Annotated in this window: 19 protein-coding genes and 1 other annotated feature; of the genes, 3 read left to right on the top strand and 16 right to left on the bottom strand. The window is 48.1% G+C overall.

The annotated features are described in order from the left end of the window. Positions 1–15: 15 nt before the first annotated feature. A complete protein-coding gene (locus tag BLQ44_RS16270; protein WP_093194937.1) occupies positions 16–276 on the bottom strand; it encodes a YfhJ family protein in 261 nt (86 codons plus the stop codon). Beyond that, a complete protein-coding gene (locus BLQ44_RS16265) occupies positions 269–640 on the bottom strand; it encodes a YfhH family protein (protein WP_093194936.1) in 372 nt (123 codons plus the stop codon). Before BLQ44_RS16265 ends, BLQ44_RS16270 begins: the two co-directional genes overlap by 8 nt. Positions 641–730: 90 nt before the next feature. Here BLQ44_RS16265 and BLQ44_RS16260 point away from each other — a divergent pair, with 90 nt between their 5' ends. Then, entirely contained in the window at positions 731–1,384 is a 654-nt protein-coding gene (locus BLQ44_RS16260; RefSeq protein WP_093194935.1) for an SDR family NAD(P)-dependent oxidoreductase, read from the top strand. A 257-nt stretch (positions 1,385–1,641) separates the two neighbouring features. Here BLQ44_RS16260 and BLQ44_RS16255 read toward each other — a convergent pair whose 3' ends face one another. The 5 genes from BLQ44_RS16255 to recX form a co-directional block, all read right to left on the bottom strand. Continuing rightward, positions 1,642–1,908 (bottom strand): phosphocarrier protein HPr, encoded by a 267-nt coding sequence (locus BLQ44_RS16255; RefSeq protein WP_093194934.1) that lies wholly within the window; start codon positions 1,906–1,908, stop codon positions 1,642–1,644. Between the two features lie 13 nt (positions 1,909–1,921). Beyond that, complete coding sequence (ptsG, locus tag BLQ44_RS16250) at positions 1,922–3,955, bottom strand: glucose-specific PTS transporter subunit IIBC (RefSeq protein ID WP_093194933.1); 2,034 nt, start codon at positions 3,953–3,955, stop codon at positions 1,922–1,924. A gap of 232 nt (positions 3,956–4,187) precedes the next feature. After that, positions 4,188–5,027 carry a glucose PTS transporter transcription antiterminator GlcT gene (gene glcT / locus BLQ44_RS16245; RefSeq protein ID WP_093194932.1) on the bottom strand — a complete coding sequence of 280 codons (840 nt, stop codon included), beginning with the start codon at positions 5,025–5,027 and terminating at the stop codon, positions 4,188–4,190. Between the two features lie 121 nt (positions 5,028–5,148). Then, complete coding sequence (locus BLQ44_RS16240) at positions 5,149–6,723, bottom strand: hypothetical protein (protein WP_093194931.1); 1,575 nt, start codon at positions 6,721–6,723, stop codon at positions 5,149–5,151. A 55-nt stretch (positions 6,724–6,778) separates the two neighbouring features. Beyond that, complete coding sequence (gene recX / locus BLQ44_RS16235) at positions 6,779–7,588, bottom strand: recombination regulator RecX (RefSeq protein WP_093194930.1); 810 nt, start codon at positions 7,586–7,588, stop codon at positions 6,779–6,781. A 55-nt stretch (positions 7,589–7,643) separates the two neighbouring features. On the opposite strand from recX, the gene BLQ44_RS16230 reads away from it, so the two are divergent. Further along, complete coding sequence (locus tag BLQ44_RS16230; protein ID WP_093194929.1) at positions 7,644–8,549, top strand: TIGR01777 family oxidoreductase; 906 nt, start codon at positions 7,644–7,646, stop codon at positions 8,547–8,549. Between the two features lie 60 nt (positions 8,550–8,609). Here the strand turns inward: BLQ44_RS16230 and BLQ44_RS16225 are convergent, their stop codons facing one another. From BLQ44_RS16225 to BLQ44_RS16215, 3 genes are read right to left on the bottom strand one after another with little or no spacing between them, the layout of a single operon-like run. Then, positions 8,610–9,626, bottom strand: coding sequence for an aliphatic sulfonate ABC transporter substrate-binding protein (locus BLQ44_RS16225; protein ID WP_093194928.1), 1,017 nt, complete (start codon positions 9,624–9,626; stop codon positions 8,610–8,612). Between the two features lie 30 nt (positions 9,627–9,656). After that, a complete protein-coding gene (locus BLQ44_RS16220) occupies positions 9,657–10,415 on the bottom strand; it encodes an ABC transporter permease (protein ID WP_093194927.1) in 759 nt (252 codons plus the stop codon). After that, on the bottom strand, positions 10,393–11,187 hold the full coding sequence (locus tag BLQ44_RS16215; protein WP_093194926.1) for an ABC transporter ATP-binding protein: 795 nt from the start codon (positions 11,185–11,187) through the stop codon (positions 10,393–10,395). Before BLQ44_RS16215 ends, BLQ44_RS16220 begins: the two co-directional genes overlap by 23 nt. A gap of 212 nt (positions 11,188–11,399) precedes the next feature. On the opposite strand from BLQ44_RS16215, the gene BLQ44_RS16210 reads away from it, so the two are divergent. Continuing rightward, positions 11,400–12,584, top strand: coding sequence for a M14 family metallopeptidase (locus BLQ44_RS16210; RefSeq protein WP_093194925.1), 1,185 nt, complete (start codon positions 11,400–11,402; stop codon positions 12,582–12,584). Here BLQ44_RS16210 and BLQ44_RS16205 read toward each other — a convergent pair. From BLQ44_RS16205 to tnpB, 6 genes are all read right to left on the bottom strand, one after another. Continuing rightward, positions 12,581–12,892: a hypothetical protein gene (locus BLQ44_RS16205; protein WP_093194924.1), complete on the bottom strand. Its 312-nt coding sequence runs from the start codon at positions 12,890–12,892 to the stop codon at positions 12,581–12,583. The two genes, BLQ44_RS16210 and BLQ44_RS16205, sit on opposite strands and share 4 nt — an antisense overlap. An 81-nt stretch (positions 12,893–12,973) precedes the next feature. Beyond that, complete coding sequence (argH, locus tag BLQ44_RS16200; protein ID WP_093194923.1) at positions 12,974–14,350, bottom strand: argininosuccinate lyase; 1,377 nt, start codon at positions 14,348–14,350, stop codon at positions 12,974–12,976. Continuing rightward, a complete protein-coding gene (locus BLQ44_RS16195; RefSeq protein WP_093194951.1) occupies positions 14,343–15,566 on the bottom strand; it encodes an argininosuccinate synthase in 1,224 nt (407 codons plus the stop codon). The genes argH and BLQ44_RS16195 overlap by 8 nt, the downstream gene beginning before the upstream one ends. 73 nt (positions 15,567–15,639) lie before the next feature. Beyond that, positions 15,640–15,876, bottom strand: a binding site (T-box leader). 174 nt (positions 15,877–16,050) lie between these two features. Continuing rightward, positions 16,051–16,338 (bottom strand): GNAT family N-acetyltransferase, encoded by a 288-nt coding sequence (locus tag BLQ44_RS16190; protein WP_093194922.1) that lies wholly within the window; start codon positions 16,336–16,338, stop codon positions 16,051–16,053. 21 nt (positions 16,339–16,359) lie between these two features. Next, positions 16,360–16,968, bottom strand: coding sequence for an alpha/beta hydrolase (locus tag BLQ44_RS16185; RefSeq protein WP_093194921.1), 609 nt, complete (start codon positions 16,966–16,968; stop codon positions 16,360–16,362). Between the two features lie 219 nt (positions 16,969–17,187). After that, positions 17,188–18,064 (bottom strand): IS200/IS605 family element RNA-guided endonuclease TnpB (gene tnpB, locus BLQ44_RS16180; protein ID WP_093194920.1); only part of this gene is annotated, 877 nt, incomplete at its 5' end.

Raw genomic sequence — 18,064 nt, 5'->3', positions numbered from 1 at the left:
GTGAGCGTGGTTCTTTTACTGTTCGAAATACTGTTTGAACTTCGGGTTGGTAGCGACGAAATCATCGAGCCGGGGTCCGTAATGATAGACCCACTGCCTTACGATCTGTTCCGTCACTTCTTCTCCCTTATATTCTCGTCCCGCCTTGGCGCGCGTTGCCTCAAAATCTTCCCACAGCAGTTCAATCCATTTTCTCGCCTCTCGTTCGTTCAGCCCTTCGTTCTTGGCCATCAATTCCTTTACGAGCTGATGCTGCTTGTCGTTGCGATCACTCATCACTATTCACCCGATTTCCGAGCACGGAAATAGGAAGAGCTTCTTCCGGTTCCCCGGTATAGTGATCCTCTTCTTCTTTCTCGACGAAATTACCGTGCTGGTCTCTTCTATATCCCCAGGCGAATACGCCGTTACGATAAACGATGTAGAATGTATGATGCGGATCCCCTTCGATTTCGTAAGTGTCCCCTTTTTTGAAATCTTTCGGATTCAGCATGTAGGCTTTGGCCATCGTGATCTTCCGCTGATGCACCGCATACTCGTTCACCATGCCGAGTTGTTCCGCTTTTCTTGCTTTATCCGTCAATTCGCCGACTTCCTGACGTAATTCTTCATATGTGTACTCACTGTATCGACGCTCCACCGAAATCTCTCCTTCGCTTCTTTTTCCATTTACATTTTAACATTTAAGCGACACAATAGAAACGAGAATACACAGGGAAAGGAAGTTACTATGGGAACTGTCATCATCACCGGAGCAGGAAGCGGACTCGGGAAAGCTCTTGCTGAACAATACGCCTCGGGCGGACATAAGATTTACTTGACTGGACGCAGTGAAGAGAAGCTGCGCCGTGTCCAGTATGAAATCAGAGGGCAGGGAGGCGACGCCGAAACGATCGTCTGTGACATTACGGAGAACGCTTCCGTCGTTGAGATGCTGAAACAGGTAGACGAAATAGATGTGCTGATCAACAACGCCGGTATAGGTATTTTCGGTCCTCTTCCGGACTACGAGGAAAAAGATATCGATGCCATGTTGAACACAAATGTCAAAGGTGCGATTCTCCTCACCCAGGCGGCACAACCGAAGTTGGAAGCATCCGGAGGTCGCGTATTGAACATCATTTCGACCGCAGGACTTAGAGGGAAAGTGAACGAAAGCATCTACTGTGCAAGTAAATTCGCCGTACGAGGATTCACGGAAAGCCTTCATAAAGAATGGGAAGACAAGTCCATCGATGCAACCGCCGTATATATGGGCGGCATGAACACCCCCTTCTGGGACGAGTCGGATCACGTCAGTAACCCGGAGAAACTGAAGACGCCGGAAGAAGTGGCGAAAATCATCTTCGACCAGGACGACCGCCGCAAAGAGATTGAAATCTGAGAAGGTGAATCATCAAGGGCTGGCTTTGCCAGACGTTCGTAGACAGAGGAAGGAAGCGAGTGTCCCGCTAATCTCTTTGTCGGACGTTCAAAGCATCTCCGGTTGTGCGAGTGTCTAGCAAACTAGTTTGCCGGATACTCAGAACAAAAATAGCACCTTGAATGGACCGGTTGCTCAAGAAACGGACCACTTCTGCATAAAATCAACTTTGAACATAAAAAAGATGGAGGGGCTCCCCTCCATCTTTTTGCTATCTATTATTCTCCAAGACCTTCTTCTTTCGCTTTTGCGAAAATCGCTTCCACAGCTTCTTTTTCGTCGGAACCTTCAGCGGAAAACGAGATCTCTGCTCCATTCGGAATGCCTAGAGACATAACTCCCATGATGGACTTCAAGTTTACGGATTTCCCGTTATACTCGACGTTCACATCCGCTTCATATTGTCCTGCGACCTGCACGAGTGAAGTAGCCGGGCGCGCGTGCACCCCTTCAGATGCTGTTACTTTCATATCTTTCTTTTCCATGATGATCTCTCCTTTATTCTTTTATCTTAATGATATTTTTCTGTTCTGCTGTAATATCTCCGGATTGCTGCACGTCTACATACTGTCCTTCGTTAAGGTTCGTGAAGACTACCGGTGTGATGACAGATGGTGCATTCTCTTTCACGTAATCAAGATCTACGTCCATCAGTTTCTGCCCCTGCTTCACTTCATCACCTTCACCGATATGAGCAGTGAATCCTTCTCCGTTCAGTTTCACCGTATCGATCCCGATATGGATCAATACTTCGACGCCATCGTTCGTCACGAGACCGATCGCATGTTTCGTAGGGAAGACGTTGACCACTTTTCCGTTGATCGGAGAAACGATCGCACCGTCTGTCGGTTCAATAGCAAAACCGTCTCCCATCATTTTTCCGGAGAATACCTGATCCGGAACATCGGTGATCGGCATCACTTTCCCTTTCATCGGGCTGACGAAATCAATGTCTTCTTTCACATGGATTTCTGTGTCTGTGGCAGCATCAGCTTTCGGCTCTTCCTGCTTGCGAGGTGCTTTGCCGTCGATGATGTCCTGCATCTGTCCGCGGAGTGTATCAGAAACCGGGCCATAGATAGCCTGAATGTTGTTTCCGACCTCCATCACACCGGAGGCTCCGAGCTGTTTCAAACGATTCTTATTAACATTGTTCTTATCATGGACAGAGACACGTAGTCTCGTGATACATGCATCCAGGTTATCAATGTTTTCCTGGCCACCCATAGCCTGAAGGATTTCATAAGGCTTGTCATCGATTTCTCCGACTTCTTCGTCCTGGTCTTCCCCTTCTTTTTCACGTCCAGGCGTTGCAAGGTTGAACTTGAGAATCGCCCAGCGGAACCCGAAGTAGTAGATGACTGAGAAGATGAGACCTACGATGATGACCCACCACCAGTCGGTACGGTTCGGAATGACACCGAAGAGGATGAAGTCGATCAGACCACCCGAGAATGTCTGTCCGATTTTCACTCCGAGGATCTCCATGATCATGAAAGAGAATCCTGCGAATACTGCGTGAATCGCGAATAGAAGTGGTGCTACGAACAGGAACGAGAACTCGATCGGTTCTGTAATTCCAGTAAGGAAGGATGTAAGGGCAGCAGATGCCATGATACCTCCTACCACTTTCTTACGTTCCGGGCGGGCTGTGTGGTAAATAGCCAGTGCTGCAGCAGGCAGACCGAACATCATGAACGGGAATTTACCTACCATGAACGTACCGGCTGTAAACTCGACACCGTCACGGAGCTGTGCGAAGAAGATCGTCTGGTCTCCTCGTACAATTTCCCCGGCCGCATTCGTATAAGAACCGAACTCGAACCAGAACGGAGAATAGAAAATGTGGTGCAGACCGAACGGAATAAGAGAACGTTCCACGACACCGAAAATGAATGCAGCCAGCGTCTGGTTGGATCCGAGCATGAACTGCGAGAATGCGTTCAGGCCGGATTGAGCGTATGGCCACACGAAATACATCAGAATACCTAAAGCAAGAGACGTAAATGCAGTGATGATCGGTACAAATCGCTTACCAGCGAAGAACCCGAGGAACTGCGGAAGTTCTATGTTGAAATACTTTTTATACAGGAACGATGCCCATATACCTACAATGATACCACCGAACACTCCAGTCTGCAGCGTCGGAATTCCAAGCACATTTGCAAACTCCGGACTGTCGGCTGCCATCTCTGGCGTAACGTCCCCGAGGACGCCCATCGTAACGTTCATAATCAAATAACCTATGATTGCGGCAAGACCTGCAACTCCATCTCCACCAGCGAGACCGATCGCGACCCCGACTGCGAATAACAGAGGCAAGTTATCAAATACGACTCCACCCGCTTCTTCCATCAGCGACAGGATCAGCTGCATCCACGGATGTTCGAAAAATGGTACGAGATCGGTGAATGACTCCTGAGCGAAGCTTGTACCAAAGGCAAGCAGGATACCCGCTGCAGGAAGCAATGCTACGGGTAGCATCAGGGATTTACCGACTTTTTGAAGCGTACCGAATGCATTCTTAAACATAATAATTCCTCCTTTTTGATTTGCAACCCGTTGAATTGTCAGAAAAATGAACCGTTTTCAAAATAAGCAAGCGGAAGCGCCTCGACTACAACTGGCCAGAGCCGTCGCCCGCACACTCTTTTAACAAATAAAAAAGGCATGAGTACGAAAATAAGCAGTCAAAGGGTACAGCTGTCCCTTCCTCTACTCATTTTTCGTACTCATGCCTGATCGTGTCAGTAACACGTACGGTTTATTTCTGAGTTAATCGTTGCAGATGAATCGTCAAATATACGGCTTCTGATTCATCTACGGTTCTATTCAACTGTCGTTGCATTACTTTAATCAGTTTCCACGACAAATTATAGCACAACGGATATTCTTTTTTCAACATGTTATCGAGATTTGTCTGATCCCCGACCGTTTCCCCCGTGTAAATGCGGTGAATCGCACGATGAAGATGCTGCACAAGTCTATGGTAATCGATACTTTTTCTATCTACAGTCACTTCAAGCTGTTCCTCGATAATATGGACCAGTTGCGTGATCAGCCGGTTATGCCGGTTGATTTCCCGCAGGGACTTATCTGTGACCGCGCTATGGATATGCAGAGCAATGAAACCGACTTCCCCCATCGGAAACTGGACACCTGTCTTATCGTAGACAATGGTTACCACTTCCAGAGCGATCTGGTACTCTTTCGGATAAAGTGTTTCTATTTCTGAGAGGAAAGGGTTCGAAAACTCGAGGTTATTCTTCGCCCGGTGAAAAGCGAATGCCAGGTGGTCCGTCAGAGCTACGTGAATATGTTCATGAAGAGGCTCTTCCATCCGCTCTTCCACATAATTGAGCACATCACTCATCAACGGGATCAGTTCCTCGCTCACATGCGGAAGAAGATTCACGTATTGCTGTTTCTCTTCAGGATCACGGAGAAGGAATGTCTTCTCTGCGATTTCCGGCTCGATTTCATCTCCCGTTTTCCGGTTGAAGCCGATCCCCTTCCCGATCAGAATAACTTCCTTATAAGCAGGATGTTCGGCTATAATTACATTGTTGTTCAACGTTTTCTTCACAGTAACTGGCCGCTCCATACGAACCCTCCACTCTTTCACTCTAAAACCGCTTCCATCAGCATGCGTATTTATTATCGTAACGATTCCTCTTTCACTTTACAAGAAAAAAAAGAAAAAGTCGGGAGCTGGCCCGACCTTCTCAATCGACATCGAACATTTGGTATACTTCTTCTTCCAGCAGCTTCCCTTCCGGCGAAGCGATACGGTCGTGCACAGTGATCGCGTACGTTCCAGCTTCATAACCACCCTGAGGCGGACGAATTTTCATTTCTTTTCCGTCTTCCGAAAAAGTCTTGTCGACTCTCATCGCTTCTCCGTTTTCATTTACGACAGCTATATTCTTCACGGCCGTCTCCGGAGAAATCGCCGTATTGAACTGTACGTGCCACACTTTTGAGCGGTCCACTGTCTGTTTCTCATCCATTGCCTGGGATGATACAGGGAGATAGTCTTCCGTTTCTCCCGCTTCCCCGGAAGTGACCGAAAGCCTTGCTATAGCATCCGAGGTGACCGTAAGAACCCCTGCGTCTTCTTTCAACAGCTGCTTCACTTCCCCGTTCACAGGGTGGCTATCGGTAATCTCTCCATTTTGATTCAACGAGGAGACGTAACCTTCTCCTGCAGCAACAATCGCATCGTTCACAACTTCTGTATAATCGATTTTCGGAAGCTCCCGATTCGTCCAGGCAAACGATCCGTCGTCATACAGCTTCACAAGAGCGGCTATTTCTTTGTTCTGTTCATTGTAGAAATACACGTTCTGACTGAACAGCCTGAATGTTTCCCGGGATGCGATGGTACGCTCCTGGAGTAGCCACTGGTCCCCTTCAAGGTCGTTATCGTCTATGTATTCCTCCAGACGATAAGGGGACACCTCCGTTTTCCATTCGACTTCACCGTCAACAGATAGCTGATATAATTCACTGCTCGTGAATAAATGATTCTCCATCATAAGCGGCTGTTTCAAGAGAAGACGGTGATAAAAATCACCTTCCTGTTCGGAAATCGTATCTCCGCTATAAGGATCTACCGTGTGGAACGTTCCCTGGAAGGGTTCTGTGAACCACACGTAATCATCTGTGAACAAAGGCAACTCATCCAGCGCCGCTCGCTTTTTCCAGAGAACTTCTCCTTCTTCATCCACTTTATAGATATTCGGATCTTCACTGAAAGCACCATCATCCGCTACATAATAAGAGTCCTTATCAACAGACAGATCCGGCAACAACTGCTCGTTCCCTGTGAAGGTGAACGCCCTTTCCCCAGTCTGCTCCATCGCATACCAATTCTCCCCGGCGAAAACGTGAAGTTTTCCATTCGCCGCTTTCATGAAAGTACGGTCATTGATCAGAATATCCGAAGGGAAATCGAAGGTGACAGAAGCATCGCTCTCTCCGGTAGCCATGTCCACTATGTAATCAAGTCCTTCTTCCCTTGCTTCCGATACCATCCATAACCGTTCTCCGTTCTTCTCAAAAACCGGCTGAACGACTCCTTTTACATCATGTGTCCATTCTACTTCCCCCTGTGGCGAGAGCGATACCACTTCTTCAGGAACCCCGGCTGTCCCACATACAACTATGTAACGATCCTTTTCAGAGAAAACTTCCTCGCTTTCTCCTGTATCACAGGAATAGCTCCAGTCTTCGGACATTTCCGGAGCAAACCCGCTCATCATGATCCATATACTGACAAATAAGATCCATTTCTTCACGTTACCCCTCCTCCCTTTCATTTTCTAACAGGTGCACACGATTGTCAGTAGGGATTCACTCCCCTTTTTCTTCAAAAAAGCGCTGAATCAATTCGTGCGAGAATCCTTTTCTGTATAGAGAAGCCATCACTTTCTGTTTCAGTTCGAATCCTTCCGCTTTCTTTTCATATTTCCTGAAAGCTTTCTCTCCCTGAATCACGATCGATTCCCACTCCACCGAGTCTTCCTTCTCTTCCTTAAGCTGCATGGACACTTCCTGGATCACATCCTGGGTGAATCCTTTCTGCATCATCGTCTGCTTCGCTGCCTGCAATTTCTGCTGGAACGATTTTTTCGAAGAATCGTTCACTTTCTTCATACCGAACTTATGCGCTTTTTTGTACTGGTCTTCGAACGTATAGGACTCGAGTGCCGCGTGTATGTAGTCTTCCGGTACCCCTTTACGGAGAAGTTCCTGCTTCAACAGCACAGGACCTTTACTCGAAGTTGCAATTTTACTGCGGACATAGGACTCGGCGAAGGCCCTGTCATCCAGCAATTGTTCCTTATACAACCGATTGATGATATCTCCCGCGTCTTCTTCCTCCACTTCTTTTTCCAACAAATAGTCGAAAACTTCCTTCTCCGAACGCATCCGGTAGCTTAAATAGTGGATGGCACGGGTATATGATTTATGCAGCTCGTCTTTATTCTTCAACTGTTTGATGTCGTCTTCACTGAGTTCCATCCCTTTGTGAAGGTTATACTGTACAAGAATATCTTCACTCACACCGAACTCGAATTGTTCCTGATCGCCACGCTTCAGAAATATGTTGAAGCGGCCTTTGTTCTTTTGCTGAACGGTTATTTTACTTATAGCAGGCATACGTTGCCTCCTCTCTGCATCAATCATAACACGAACCCACAAGGAGGATGTATTCATGAATATCGTCATTGCCGGAGGTACCGGTTTCGTCGGAAAGCACTTGACCACACACTTCACAGAAAAAGGGGACCACGTCTACATTTTGACGAGGCACCCGGAGAATCATGAAGATGACAAAAACGTAACATACGTTGGCTGGTTGAAAGAGGACTATCAACCATGGAAACACCTGGAGAAGGTCGACGCGATCATAAACCTCGCAGGTGCTTCTCTCGCCGGAGGCAGATGGACGGAGGAAAGAAAACAGTTGATCCGCCAGAGTCGCCTGGATGCGACGAACGGAGTGCTGGAGCTTATCGAGAATCTGGAAGAGACTCCGGAAGTTCTTGTGAACGGTTCAGCCGTCGGTTTTTACGGAACCTCTCCTCATAAGTCTTTTACTGAAGATACCGAACGACCGGGGAACGATTTTCTGGCGAGTGTCGTCAAGGACTGGGAGAATACGGCCAGACAAGCGAAATTGAAAGGGGTGAGAACCGCATTCATGCGCTTTGGTCTCATCCTTGGAGATGGCGGGGTACTTCCTTTGATGAAACGTCCTTATCAATTCTTCGTAGGAGGCAGGCTCGGCGACGGGGAACAGTGGATGTCGTGGGTTCATATCGATGATGTGGTCGGCATGATCGATTTCGCGATTCAGAACGAAACGGTGGAAGATGCCGTCAACGTAACAGCTCCTACTCCTAAGCGAAACGATGATTTCAGCCGGACGCTGGCAGATGTGCTCCACCGACCGCATTGGTGCCATGTACCCGGATTCATCATCCGCACGATCCTCGGAGAGATGAGTACCCTTGTCCTGGACGGGCAGGCTGTCTATCCGAAAAAGGCGGAGAACGAAGGATATACCTTCCATTATCCTGATTTACACGGAGCGCTTACTTCCTTGCTTAATAAATAAACCTGACAAAGAAAGCGCGTGCCCGAGGATTCCTTTCATCCGGGACACGCGCTTTGTTGTTTAATTTTCTAAGAAACTTTTGTCGACAAGACCATCCAAGTCGGGCTTCTCTTTCAAGAATTCGAGATCATACGAAGAATTGGCGAAGTCCTGCAGGACACTCTCATCAACATCGTAGGAAAAGTCGATCCGTTCCCAGGCACTGTCGATCACTTCTGCCGATAACTCCTGATCGGTAATCTCTTTGATTTTATCCTGAGCGATCGTCTTCGCTTCTTCCGGGTTTTCGTTGATGAAATCCGTCGCCTGTTTATGTGCATTCACCAGGTTCTGGATCAACTCCGGATTCTCTTCTTTCAGATCATTAGAAGTGACGAATACAGCGGCAGGGAGTGTTTCTCCATACGCTACTTCCGGTGTATCGACAAGTACCTTTCCGCTTCCGTCCGCTTCGATTTTAGAAGCCCACGGCTCCGGAACCGTAGCAGCATCCACTCTTCCTGCTTCGAACATACTCGCATACGTTGCCGGCTTTCCGGTCACATGCTTCATTTCTCCTTTGACACGGTCGGAGGTAATACCGAATTCATCTTTCATCATCGCTTCGAATTGTACATCATGTGTGCAACCGACGCGAGGAGAGATGAACGTTTTCCCTTCCAGGTCTTCCGGAGAAGAGATACCCGCATCATTCCTTGCCATGATTACGGTACCACCTTTAGAGCCGGCAGCAACGATATTGATGTTCGCTCCACTTACGTAGTGGTTCATCGCAGGTCCAGGACCTACAATCCCGCCTTCGATTTCTCCTGTTTCAACAGCTGTCATGAAGGCAGAGCCATCCGGGAAATATTGGTAGTTCACTGTCGTACCATCCGGCAGCTCCTCGGAGTACATTTCCTTCTCTTCCGCTACCATGCCGGCCACGTGGTTAATGTTCGGGAAATAGCCGATGGTGATTTCATCTTTAGTTTCTGTATTCTCTTCACTTCCGCTCGCATCCGATTCACTGCTTCCGCAGGCGCTGAGCACCATCAAAAGAGAACCGAGTACAGCCAGATAGATAAATTTCTTCATATTGTTCACTCCTTTTTCGATTTGAAAATTTTATAAAACGCCCCATCGCTTCATGACGTTTTTCTCGAGCTTCGAGAACACGATTTGATCCACGACAGCACCTATCACACCGATAATGATGATGATTCCTATTACCTGATCCATTCTTGCATAATCCTGCGCATAGCGGAGCGAGTACCCGAGACCCGGGCCATTACTGAGAAGTTCCCCTGCCATAAGCGCGCGCCAGCTGAATGCCCATGCGAGCCTGATTCCAGACATGAAATACGGGACACTCGCAGGAATCTCCACACGGAAAAATTGGGAGACACCGCCGACGCCCATCGTTTTCGCCGCACGTAACAACTGCGGAGACACACTTCTGATCGCTGAGCGTACGTTCAGCGCCATGACGAAGGTTCCTCCGAGGACTACGACGAACACGACAGCCGCTTCCGAGAAACCGAAGATCATAATAGCAAGCGGTACCCAGACGATACTCGGAATACTCTGAAGAGCGACGAGATACATACCCGCTGTCTCATCTGCTTCCCTGGATTTGCCGAGCAGCACACCGAGAAGCGTACCGAAAAGAATAGCCAGGAACAACCCGGAGAATAAATGCCTGAAACTCGCTCCGAGGGCTGAGAACAGATCACCGCTTGCGAACCCTTCATAAAGGGCTGAAGCTACCGTCGTCGGAGAAGGGAAAATAATATCTTCAAAGACATTCATGGCGTAAATCAAATACCAGATACCGATGACTACGACGAGAAACGCGATCCGCTTAACTAGTAGAGACAGCTTCATCGTCCAACTCTTCCTTCAGCACTTTATTGATCTCTTTCTCCAACAATTCCATCACCTGCTTCTCCAGACTGATCACGTACTCATCATCCCGTTCCCTCGGCCTCGGCGCATCCACGTGGAAATCTGCGATGATCTGACCGGGGCGGGTCCCCATCACGATCACTCTATCCGATAACTTGATCGCTTCCTGAATACTGTGTGTGACGAAAAGAATCGTCTTTTGCGTATCTTCCCAAATGGACAACAGTTCTTTATGCAGAATATGTCTCGTCTGTTCATCGAGAGCACCGAACGGTTCATCCATCAGAAGGACTTTCGGGTCCATCGCGAGTGCTCTTGCAATCGCCACCCGTTGCTGCATCCCGCCGGAAAGTTCGTAGGTATAATTGGACCGAAACTTGCTCAAATGCACCATTTTCAGAAAGTGGTCGGCACGGGACTGAGCTTCTTTTTTCGACATGTTCTTCTTCAAGGGAAACATGACGTTTTCCCTCACCGTCAGCCATGGAAATAACGAAGGCTGCTGGAAGACCATCCCCCGATCCGGACCCGGACGGTCGATATCTTCCCCTTCTAATTGAATCGTTCCTGAAGAAATCCCTTCAAGTCCTGCGACCATCGAGAGCAATGTCGACTTTCCACAACCGGATGGACCGAGGATGGATACGAACTGATTCTCTTCAATATCTATATCGATGTCGGAGAATACTTCGAACTGATTCTCAGGGGTATCTCCGAATCGTTTCGCTACCTTTTCAAATCTCAAAAACATGGAACATCCTCCAACTCATAATCCCCATCAATTTAGTATGTTTTACATTATATGCACCCATATCTTTAATGTCAACAATATTCCGATAAGTTTACTTTGGTTTTTTGAAAAAATAAAAAAGGATCGTGGATCAATCTATGAACATATCCAGCGCGAGAATCCAATAGAATACTGATAGATAGGTCGTCTCTATAGACAAGGGAGGAATTTGTTTGGATATAAAAATACGCCAGGGAGACAATCTCTGGTATCTATCCCAGTTGTTGAATGTACCTTTATATTTAATCCTGGCTTCCAATCCCGGAGTAGCCCCTGAAGCGCTATCGCCCGGAGACACCATCCACGTACCGGGCTACAGACTCGTCCCCTACACCATCCAGCCCGGGGATAACCTGTACTCGATTACCACGAAGAGAGGACTAGGTCTCGATACCATTTTACTCGCCAATCCGGATATAGACCCTTATAACCTGCAAGTCTCTGATGTGTTATCCATTCCTGAACGACTTACCGGCCCTCTCTTCCTTACGAATCAACCGTATGATTACGATATTCTCACCGGACATATCGATAAACTGCTCGCTGCTTATCCTTTCATCCGAAAAAACATCATCGGAAGGAGCATCGAAGGGAAGGAAATCGTAGAGGTAGTCCTCGGGGAAGGAAACAAAAACATCCATTGGAACGGGGCATTTCATGCGAATGAATGGATCACCACTCCGGTACTCATGAAGTTTCTCAATGATTATGCTCTCGCCCTGACGAACAATGAAACGATCCGTGGCCTGACGATGGCACCATTCTTTCAGAACGTACGGCTTTCCGTCGTTCCGATGGTTAACCCGGACGGTGTCGATCTCGTCATAAACGGGGCTTCTGCAAGTAATAATCCCGAAGAAGTGTTACGGATCAATGGAGGGTCTGAAGACTTCAGTGGTTGGAAAGCGAATATACGAGGGGTGGACCTGAACAATCAGTATCCGGCCAATTGGGAGATAGAACAGGCGAGAAAACCGGACACCCCTGCTCCGCGTGACTTCCCAGGATATGCACCGTTGACGGAACCGGAAGCTATCGCACTCGCAGAAATATCCCCTGCAATGCAAAGCGCTTTGGCTTTCCACACGCAGGGGGAAGTCATCTTCTGGGGGTATGAGGGGCTGGAACCGCCAGCCTCTGAAGTGATGGTCGAGGAATTCGCCAGAGTGAGCGGCTATCAGCCGATCAGGTATGTAGATAGCTATGCAGGGTATAAGGACTGGTTCATACAGGACTTCCGAAGACCTGGGTTTACCGTAGAACTGGGAAGAGGGGTGAATCCTCTGCCCCTCAGCCAGTTCGATGAAATTTATCAGCGGACTCTCGGCATCCTGCTTGCTTCCTTATACATGGCTTAGTCTTCCTTTTTCATGGCGCCATGTTCTTCGAGTACCTTTACAGCGTCATCGTGGTCGCCTTCAGCTACATCGAATTGAAGCAGGTGCGTCATTTCTTCTCCTTTAGCGCCGAACGCATCATTGAAGCTTTCCCCGTATTCAGCGACATTCGCCTGTAAGCCACTGGAAGAAAAAGGGATAATGCGTTCTTTCCTGGAATCTTCGGGGATCTCTTCGACTCTTTCATTCTCCACTTTCAACTTTTGCAGAGAGGCTCTTGCGCTTTCGGCGTCATTTTCACTTTTGAAATAAGCGATTATTTGATCCATACCTATCCTCATCCTTTCTTTACTCTGTCACTACTGAGTATTCTTCCCTTTTCCTGCACGATAAAACACTTGCCTTCCTCATCAGGAGGGCAAGTGCTGTTTAGCTAGATGCAATTGATCTTTCACCTGGTCAAATCCTGTACCGCCTTCACTCTTTCTTGCGGCAACGACTTGTTCCGGGGCGAGTTTTTCAAAAATGTCCTCTTCGATCAATTCGGAGAATCCCTTGAATTCCTCGAGGGTCATATCCAGAAGGTATTTCTCTTCCTGAATCGCATATAATACGATTTTCCCGATGACTTCATGCGCTTCGCGGAACGGCATTCCTTTTACTGCAAGGTAATCGGCCATATCGGTCGCGTTGGAATAGTCATTCGTTACAGAACTGTTCGTCCTCTCCTTCTTCACGTCCATCGTCTTAAGCATAGGAGAAAGAAGGGAAAGGGCTCCTTCGAGCGTTTCGACCGTATCGAACATTCCTTCTTTGTCTTCCTGCATGTCTTTGTTGTAAGCGAGCGGCAAACCTTTAAGTAGTGTCAGAAGCCCCATCAGATCTCCGTAGATTCTTCCGGTCTTCCCTCTCAGAAGTTCCGGCACGTCCGGGTTCTTCTTCTGAGGCATAATGCTCGATCCGGTGCAGAACGCATCATCCAGCTCGATGAAGCTGAATTCCTCACTGCTCCACATTACGAGCTCTTCGGAAAGCCGTGAGATATGCATGATGAGAATCGAAGCATCCGAAAGAAATTCCAGAATGAAGTCACGATCGCTTACCGCATCGAGAGAGTTCGGGTACACTTTCTCGAAGCCGAGTGCTTCTGCTGTCGCCTGACGATCGATCGGATAGGTCGTTCCGGCTAGCGCTGCCGCCCCGAGTGGCGACCAGTTCACTCTTTTCAAGCTATCCTGGAGACGTTCCTTATCCCGCTCGAACATCCAGAAATAAGCGAGCATATGGTGGGCGAATGACACCGGTTGCGCCCGTTGCAGGTGGGTATAACCAGGAATCATCGTCTCCACATTCGCCTCCGCTTGAGTGACAATGGACTGCTGAACCGCTTCTAGCAGCTCGATCAGTTCTTTCGTCTTCTCTCTCAAGTAAAGGTGCATATCCGTAGCCACCTGGTCGTTCCGGCTACGCCCTGTGTGCAGTTTCCCGCCGACGGCTCCGATTTCATCGATCAGAAGATGTTCGATATTCATGTGAATGTCTTCATCAGCCACGGAAAATTCCACTTCATCCTTCTCGATTTTCTCCTGGATTTTATCGAGTCCCTGCTTAATTTCTTCCGCTTCTTCTGTTGCTATAATCTGTTGCTTACCGAGCATATCAACATGAGCTTTGCTCCCCTGTATGTCGAACAAAGCCAATTTCTGATCAAAACTGATCGAGGCGGTATACTCCTCGACCAGTTCATCTGTCTGTTTGGTGAATCTTCCTCCCCAAAGCTTACTCATTCGTCGTCACCAGGTGCTTCTTCTTGTTGTGCACGTCTGCATGGACTTTCGTAGGCAGTCCCCACAGTTTGATGAATCCGACGGCTGCGTTATGGTCGAAGGCATCGTCTTTCGAATACGTGGAAAGCTCTTCGTTATAAAGACTTACAGGGGAATGCTTACCGATTACCTGGTGGTGTCCTTTGAACAGTTTGATTTTCACTGTACCCGTAACGAACTTCTGCGTATCTTCAATGAACGCTTGAAGTGCCGTTCTGAGCGGAGAATACCATAGACCGTCGTAGACGATTTGAGAAAGCTGCTGTTCTACCTGCGGCTTGTAGTGAGCGACTTCCCTCGTCAACGTAAGGAATTCAAGCTCTTTGTGCGCGTTGATCAGAATCATGGCAGCCGGGTTCTCGTATACTTCTCTCGATTTGATACCGACAAGTCTATTCTCCGTGTGATCGATTCTTCCGACGCCGTGCTCTCCGCCGAGGTCATTCAATTTCTCTATCAGGTCTACAAGCCCGATCGCTTCTCCGTTAAAGCTGACAGGCTTCCCTTCTTCAAATCCGATTTCGATCGTCTCCGGTGTATCCGGTGTCTCTTCAACAGGATTCGTCCAGTCGTAAGCCGCTTCCGGCGCTTCCTGCCAAGGGTCCTCAAGAACCCCTGCTTCGCAGGCTCTTCCCCAGATGTTCGCATCAATCGAAAACGGATTTTCAAGATTAACCGGAATCGGAATTCCTTTTTCGTCGGCATAAGCGATCTGTTCATCTCTCGTCATGCCCCATTCTCTTACCGGAGCAATTACTTCCAGTTCAGGGTTCAATGCCTGGATAGATAGTTCGAATCTTACCTGGTCATTCCCTTTTCCGGTACATCCGTGAGCTACGGCTACGGCACCCTCCTGCTCCGCTACTTCGACGAGAAGCTTGGAGATGAGCGGCCGGCTCAGTGCAGAAGAAAGCGGGTATTTCCCTTCATAAAGCGTATTGGCTTGCAAGGCAGGAAGCAGATATTCATCCGCGAGAAGCTCCTTGCCTTCAATCATGATCGCTTTGACTGCTCCTACATCGAGGGCTTTCTGTCTGATCGTCTCCAGGTCTTTCCCTTCTCCAACGTCGATGCCGAGGGCAATCACATCATATCCATACTTCTCCTGAATCCATTTAATTGAAATCGATGTATCCAATCCTCCGGAATATGCAAGTACTACTTTAGGTTTCGTCATCATCATCGTCCTCCTTATAAATTTCTCTCATTAATAATCATTTTTTATCAAAGAAAAGCCGCCTCTTCCTGTGAAAAGAGACGGAAATATGTCCGCGGTACCACTCTTGTTGCCTGATATGGAACGCATCAAAGCGTCCTATCAAAAGGCCAACTCGTAAAGGATAACGGGGATCTTCCCGGCTAAGGCTACTTCATTCACCGAAGCTTCTCCGAAGGGCGCTTCTTCCTAGTTCTGTACACCGGGCTTCCACCAACCCCGGCTCGCTGTCGTCATCCACTGGAATACTTTCCTTCTTCATCGAATGTATTTTTATTATTATTTATTCATAATTATACATCTTCATTCAAACATGTCAACAGCTTTAACAAAGAAATTCTTATCCTCTGCGTACCAAACCAAGCATCAAAGCAGGAATACGAAAAAACAGCCTTTTTCCTTAGTAGAAAAAAGGCTGTTATATTCACTATTTCATTCATTTTCATCAGGAGGACGACCGGATTCCGATGAATACATCATCGTATTTTTCATTATCCGTGAGCACGTTCCGGGCGTATGGGCAGTGAGCGATAATCTTTCTTCCTTCTGACCGGGCATGGGCTACTACTGCATCGACCAGCTCTTCGCCAACTCCCTGCTCCCGCATCGACTCCACGACATACGTATGATCGATGATGAGCTTATCTTCTCCGAAATCTACGAAGTGGATATAAGCATCCGGAGCTTCCGCGTCCCCGATGTAAAATCGTTCATTGCTCTGTTTTATATCCATGGATGACAAATCCTTTCCTGTTCAACTGAAATGTTTTTCGTACCACTGACGGGCCTGCGTAATCTCATCACGTGTAAGCTGATGTCCCTGGTCCGCCCAAAACACTTCCACTTCCGCTCCCGCATTCTTCAGAAGCTCAGCGAGGTCTTCCGTTTCCGAAGCAGGACAGATCGGATCATTCGTACCTGCCCCTATAAACACAGGAAGCCCGGTAAGATCCGGTAATTCTATTCCTCTGCGTGGAACCATCGGGTGCAGCAACACCGCCCCCTTAAGAGTCTTTCCATAGTGAAAAAGAAGACTCCCGGCGATGTTCGCACCGTTGGAGTAACCGACAGCGACCATGTTCTCCCTGTCGAAGGAATGATCTGTGCTGGATTCCTCCAGAAACTCATGCAATTCTTTCGTCCGGAAAATCAGGTCCTCTTCATCGAATACTCCTTCGGCAAGTCGACGGAAGTACCGGGGCATCCCGTTTTCACTGACGTTTCCCCTTACGGATAGGAGAGAAGCCTGTTCATCGATCATTCCCGCAAGTGGCAGCAGATCCTGTTCTGTACCTCCCGTCCCGTGAAGCAATAAAAATACGGGTTTTTCTGTAGCATTTCCCTGTTCAAAGATATGTTTCATCATTTGCCTCCTCCATTATTCTTTTTCCACCTTATTTCACCCTCTAAACCGTTAATCTCAATTTCAAGATAAATGATAAACGAATTCGTAAGGGAAGTCAAAACCATCGAACTATGCTCTTCTACTCAGTAATGCGAAAGGAATTGAACTACCCCCACCTACGCATGCGCTAAGAGGTGAGGGATTCTTAGAACCTCCGTTCTACCGAACAGATGCAACCTAAGCGAACCCCGGCGTCCCACCGGTTTGAAGGCGGATGGCTTCCGCCTCGATGTTCCTGCTTGCGTTCAGATCCCGGTCATGATGTGTCTCGCAGGAAGGGCATGTCCATATGCGGACCTCAAGATTTTTCACTGCTTTGTTCTGGTAACCACAACGGGAACATAATTGACTGGAAGGAAAGGTCCTCCCCACAACGACGAGTTGTTTCCCGTACCATGTTGCTTTATAGGTAAGCATGCTACGAAAGGTGGACCAGCTGACGTCACTGATGGCTCTGGCCAGGTGCTTGTGTTTTACCATGCTACTTACCTGCAAGTCTTCGAGCCCGATCACGTCGTGGTTTTTGACGATGTCGGTACTGAGCTTATGCAGGACATCGATGCGCGTGTTTTTGATCTTCTCATGGATACGGGCGACCTTCCGACGTTGTTTCTGGTAGTTTTTCGCTTCGTGCAGAGGCTTTCTGTCTTTCTTCGCCTGTTCATAGCGTCTGGACAGTTTCTTTTGCGCCTTTTCCAGTTTTCTCTCAAGAGAGCTTAGAAAACGGGGATTGTCATAGGGGGTTCCATCCGAAAGAACGGCGAAGGTTTTCAAACCTACATCAATCCCGACGGTTGCCCCCGTTTTCGGCCACGCTTCGACCTCCGTTTCCGTAAGAATGGAAACGAAGTATTTACCAGCCGCATTCCTTCGGATGGTCGCAGACAGGATTCGTCCTTCCACTTCCCGACTTTTGGCGAAACGGACGAATCCGAGTTTCGGCAATTTGATCCTGTTTCCGACGACAGCGATGTTGCCATTCGTATGTTTCGTCGTATAGGATTGCACCGGGTTCTTTTTCGATTTGAAGCGTGGGGCTTCGGTTTGCTTTTTG

Origin of the sequence: Salimicrobium halophilum, from assembly GCF_900100295.1 — a bacterium.
Lineage (GTDB): Bacteria > Bacillota > Bacilli > Bacillales > Halobacillaceae > Salimicrobium > Salimicrobium halophilum.
Note: the sequence above shows the minus strand (reverse complement) of the source record. Positions and strands in the feature narration are given on the sequence as shown.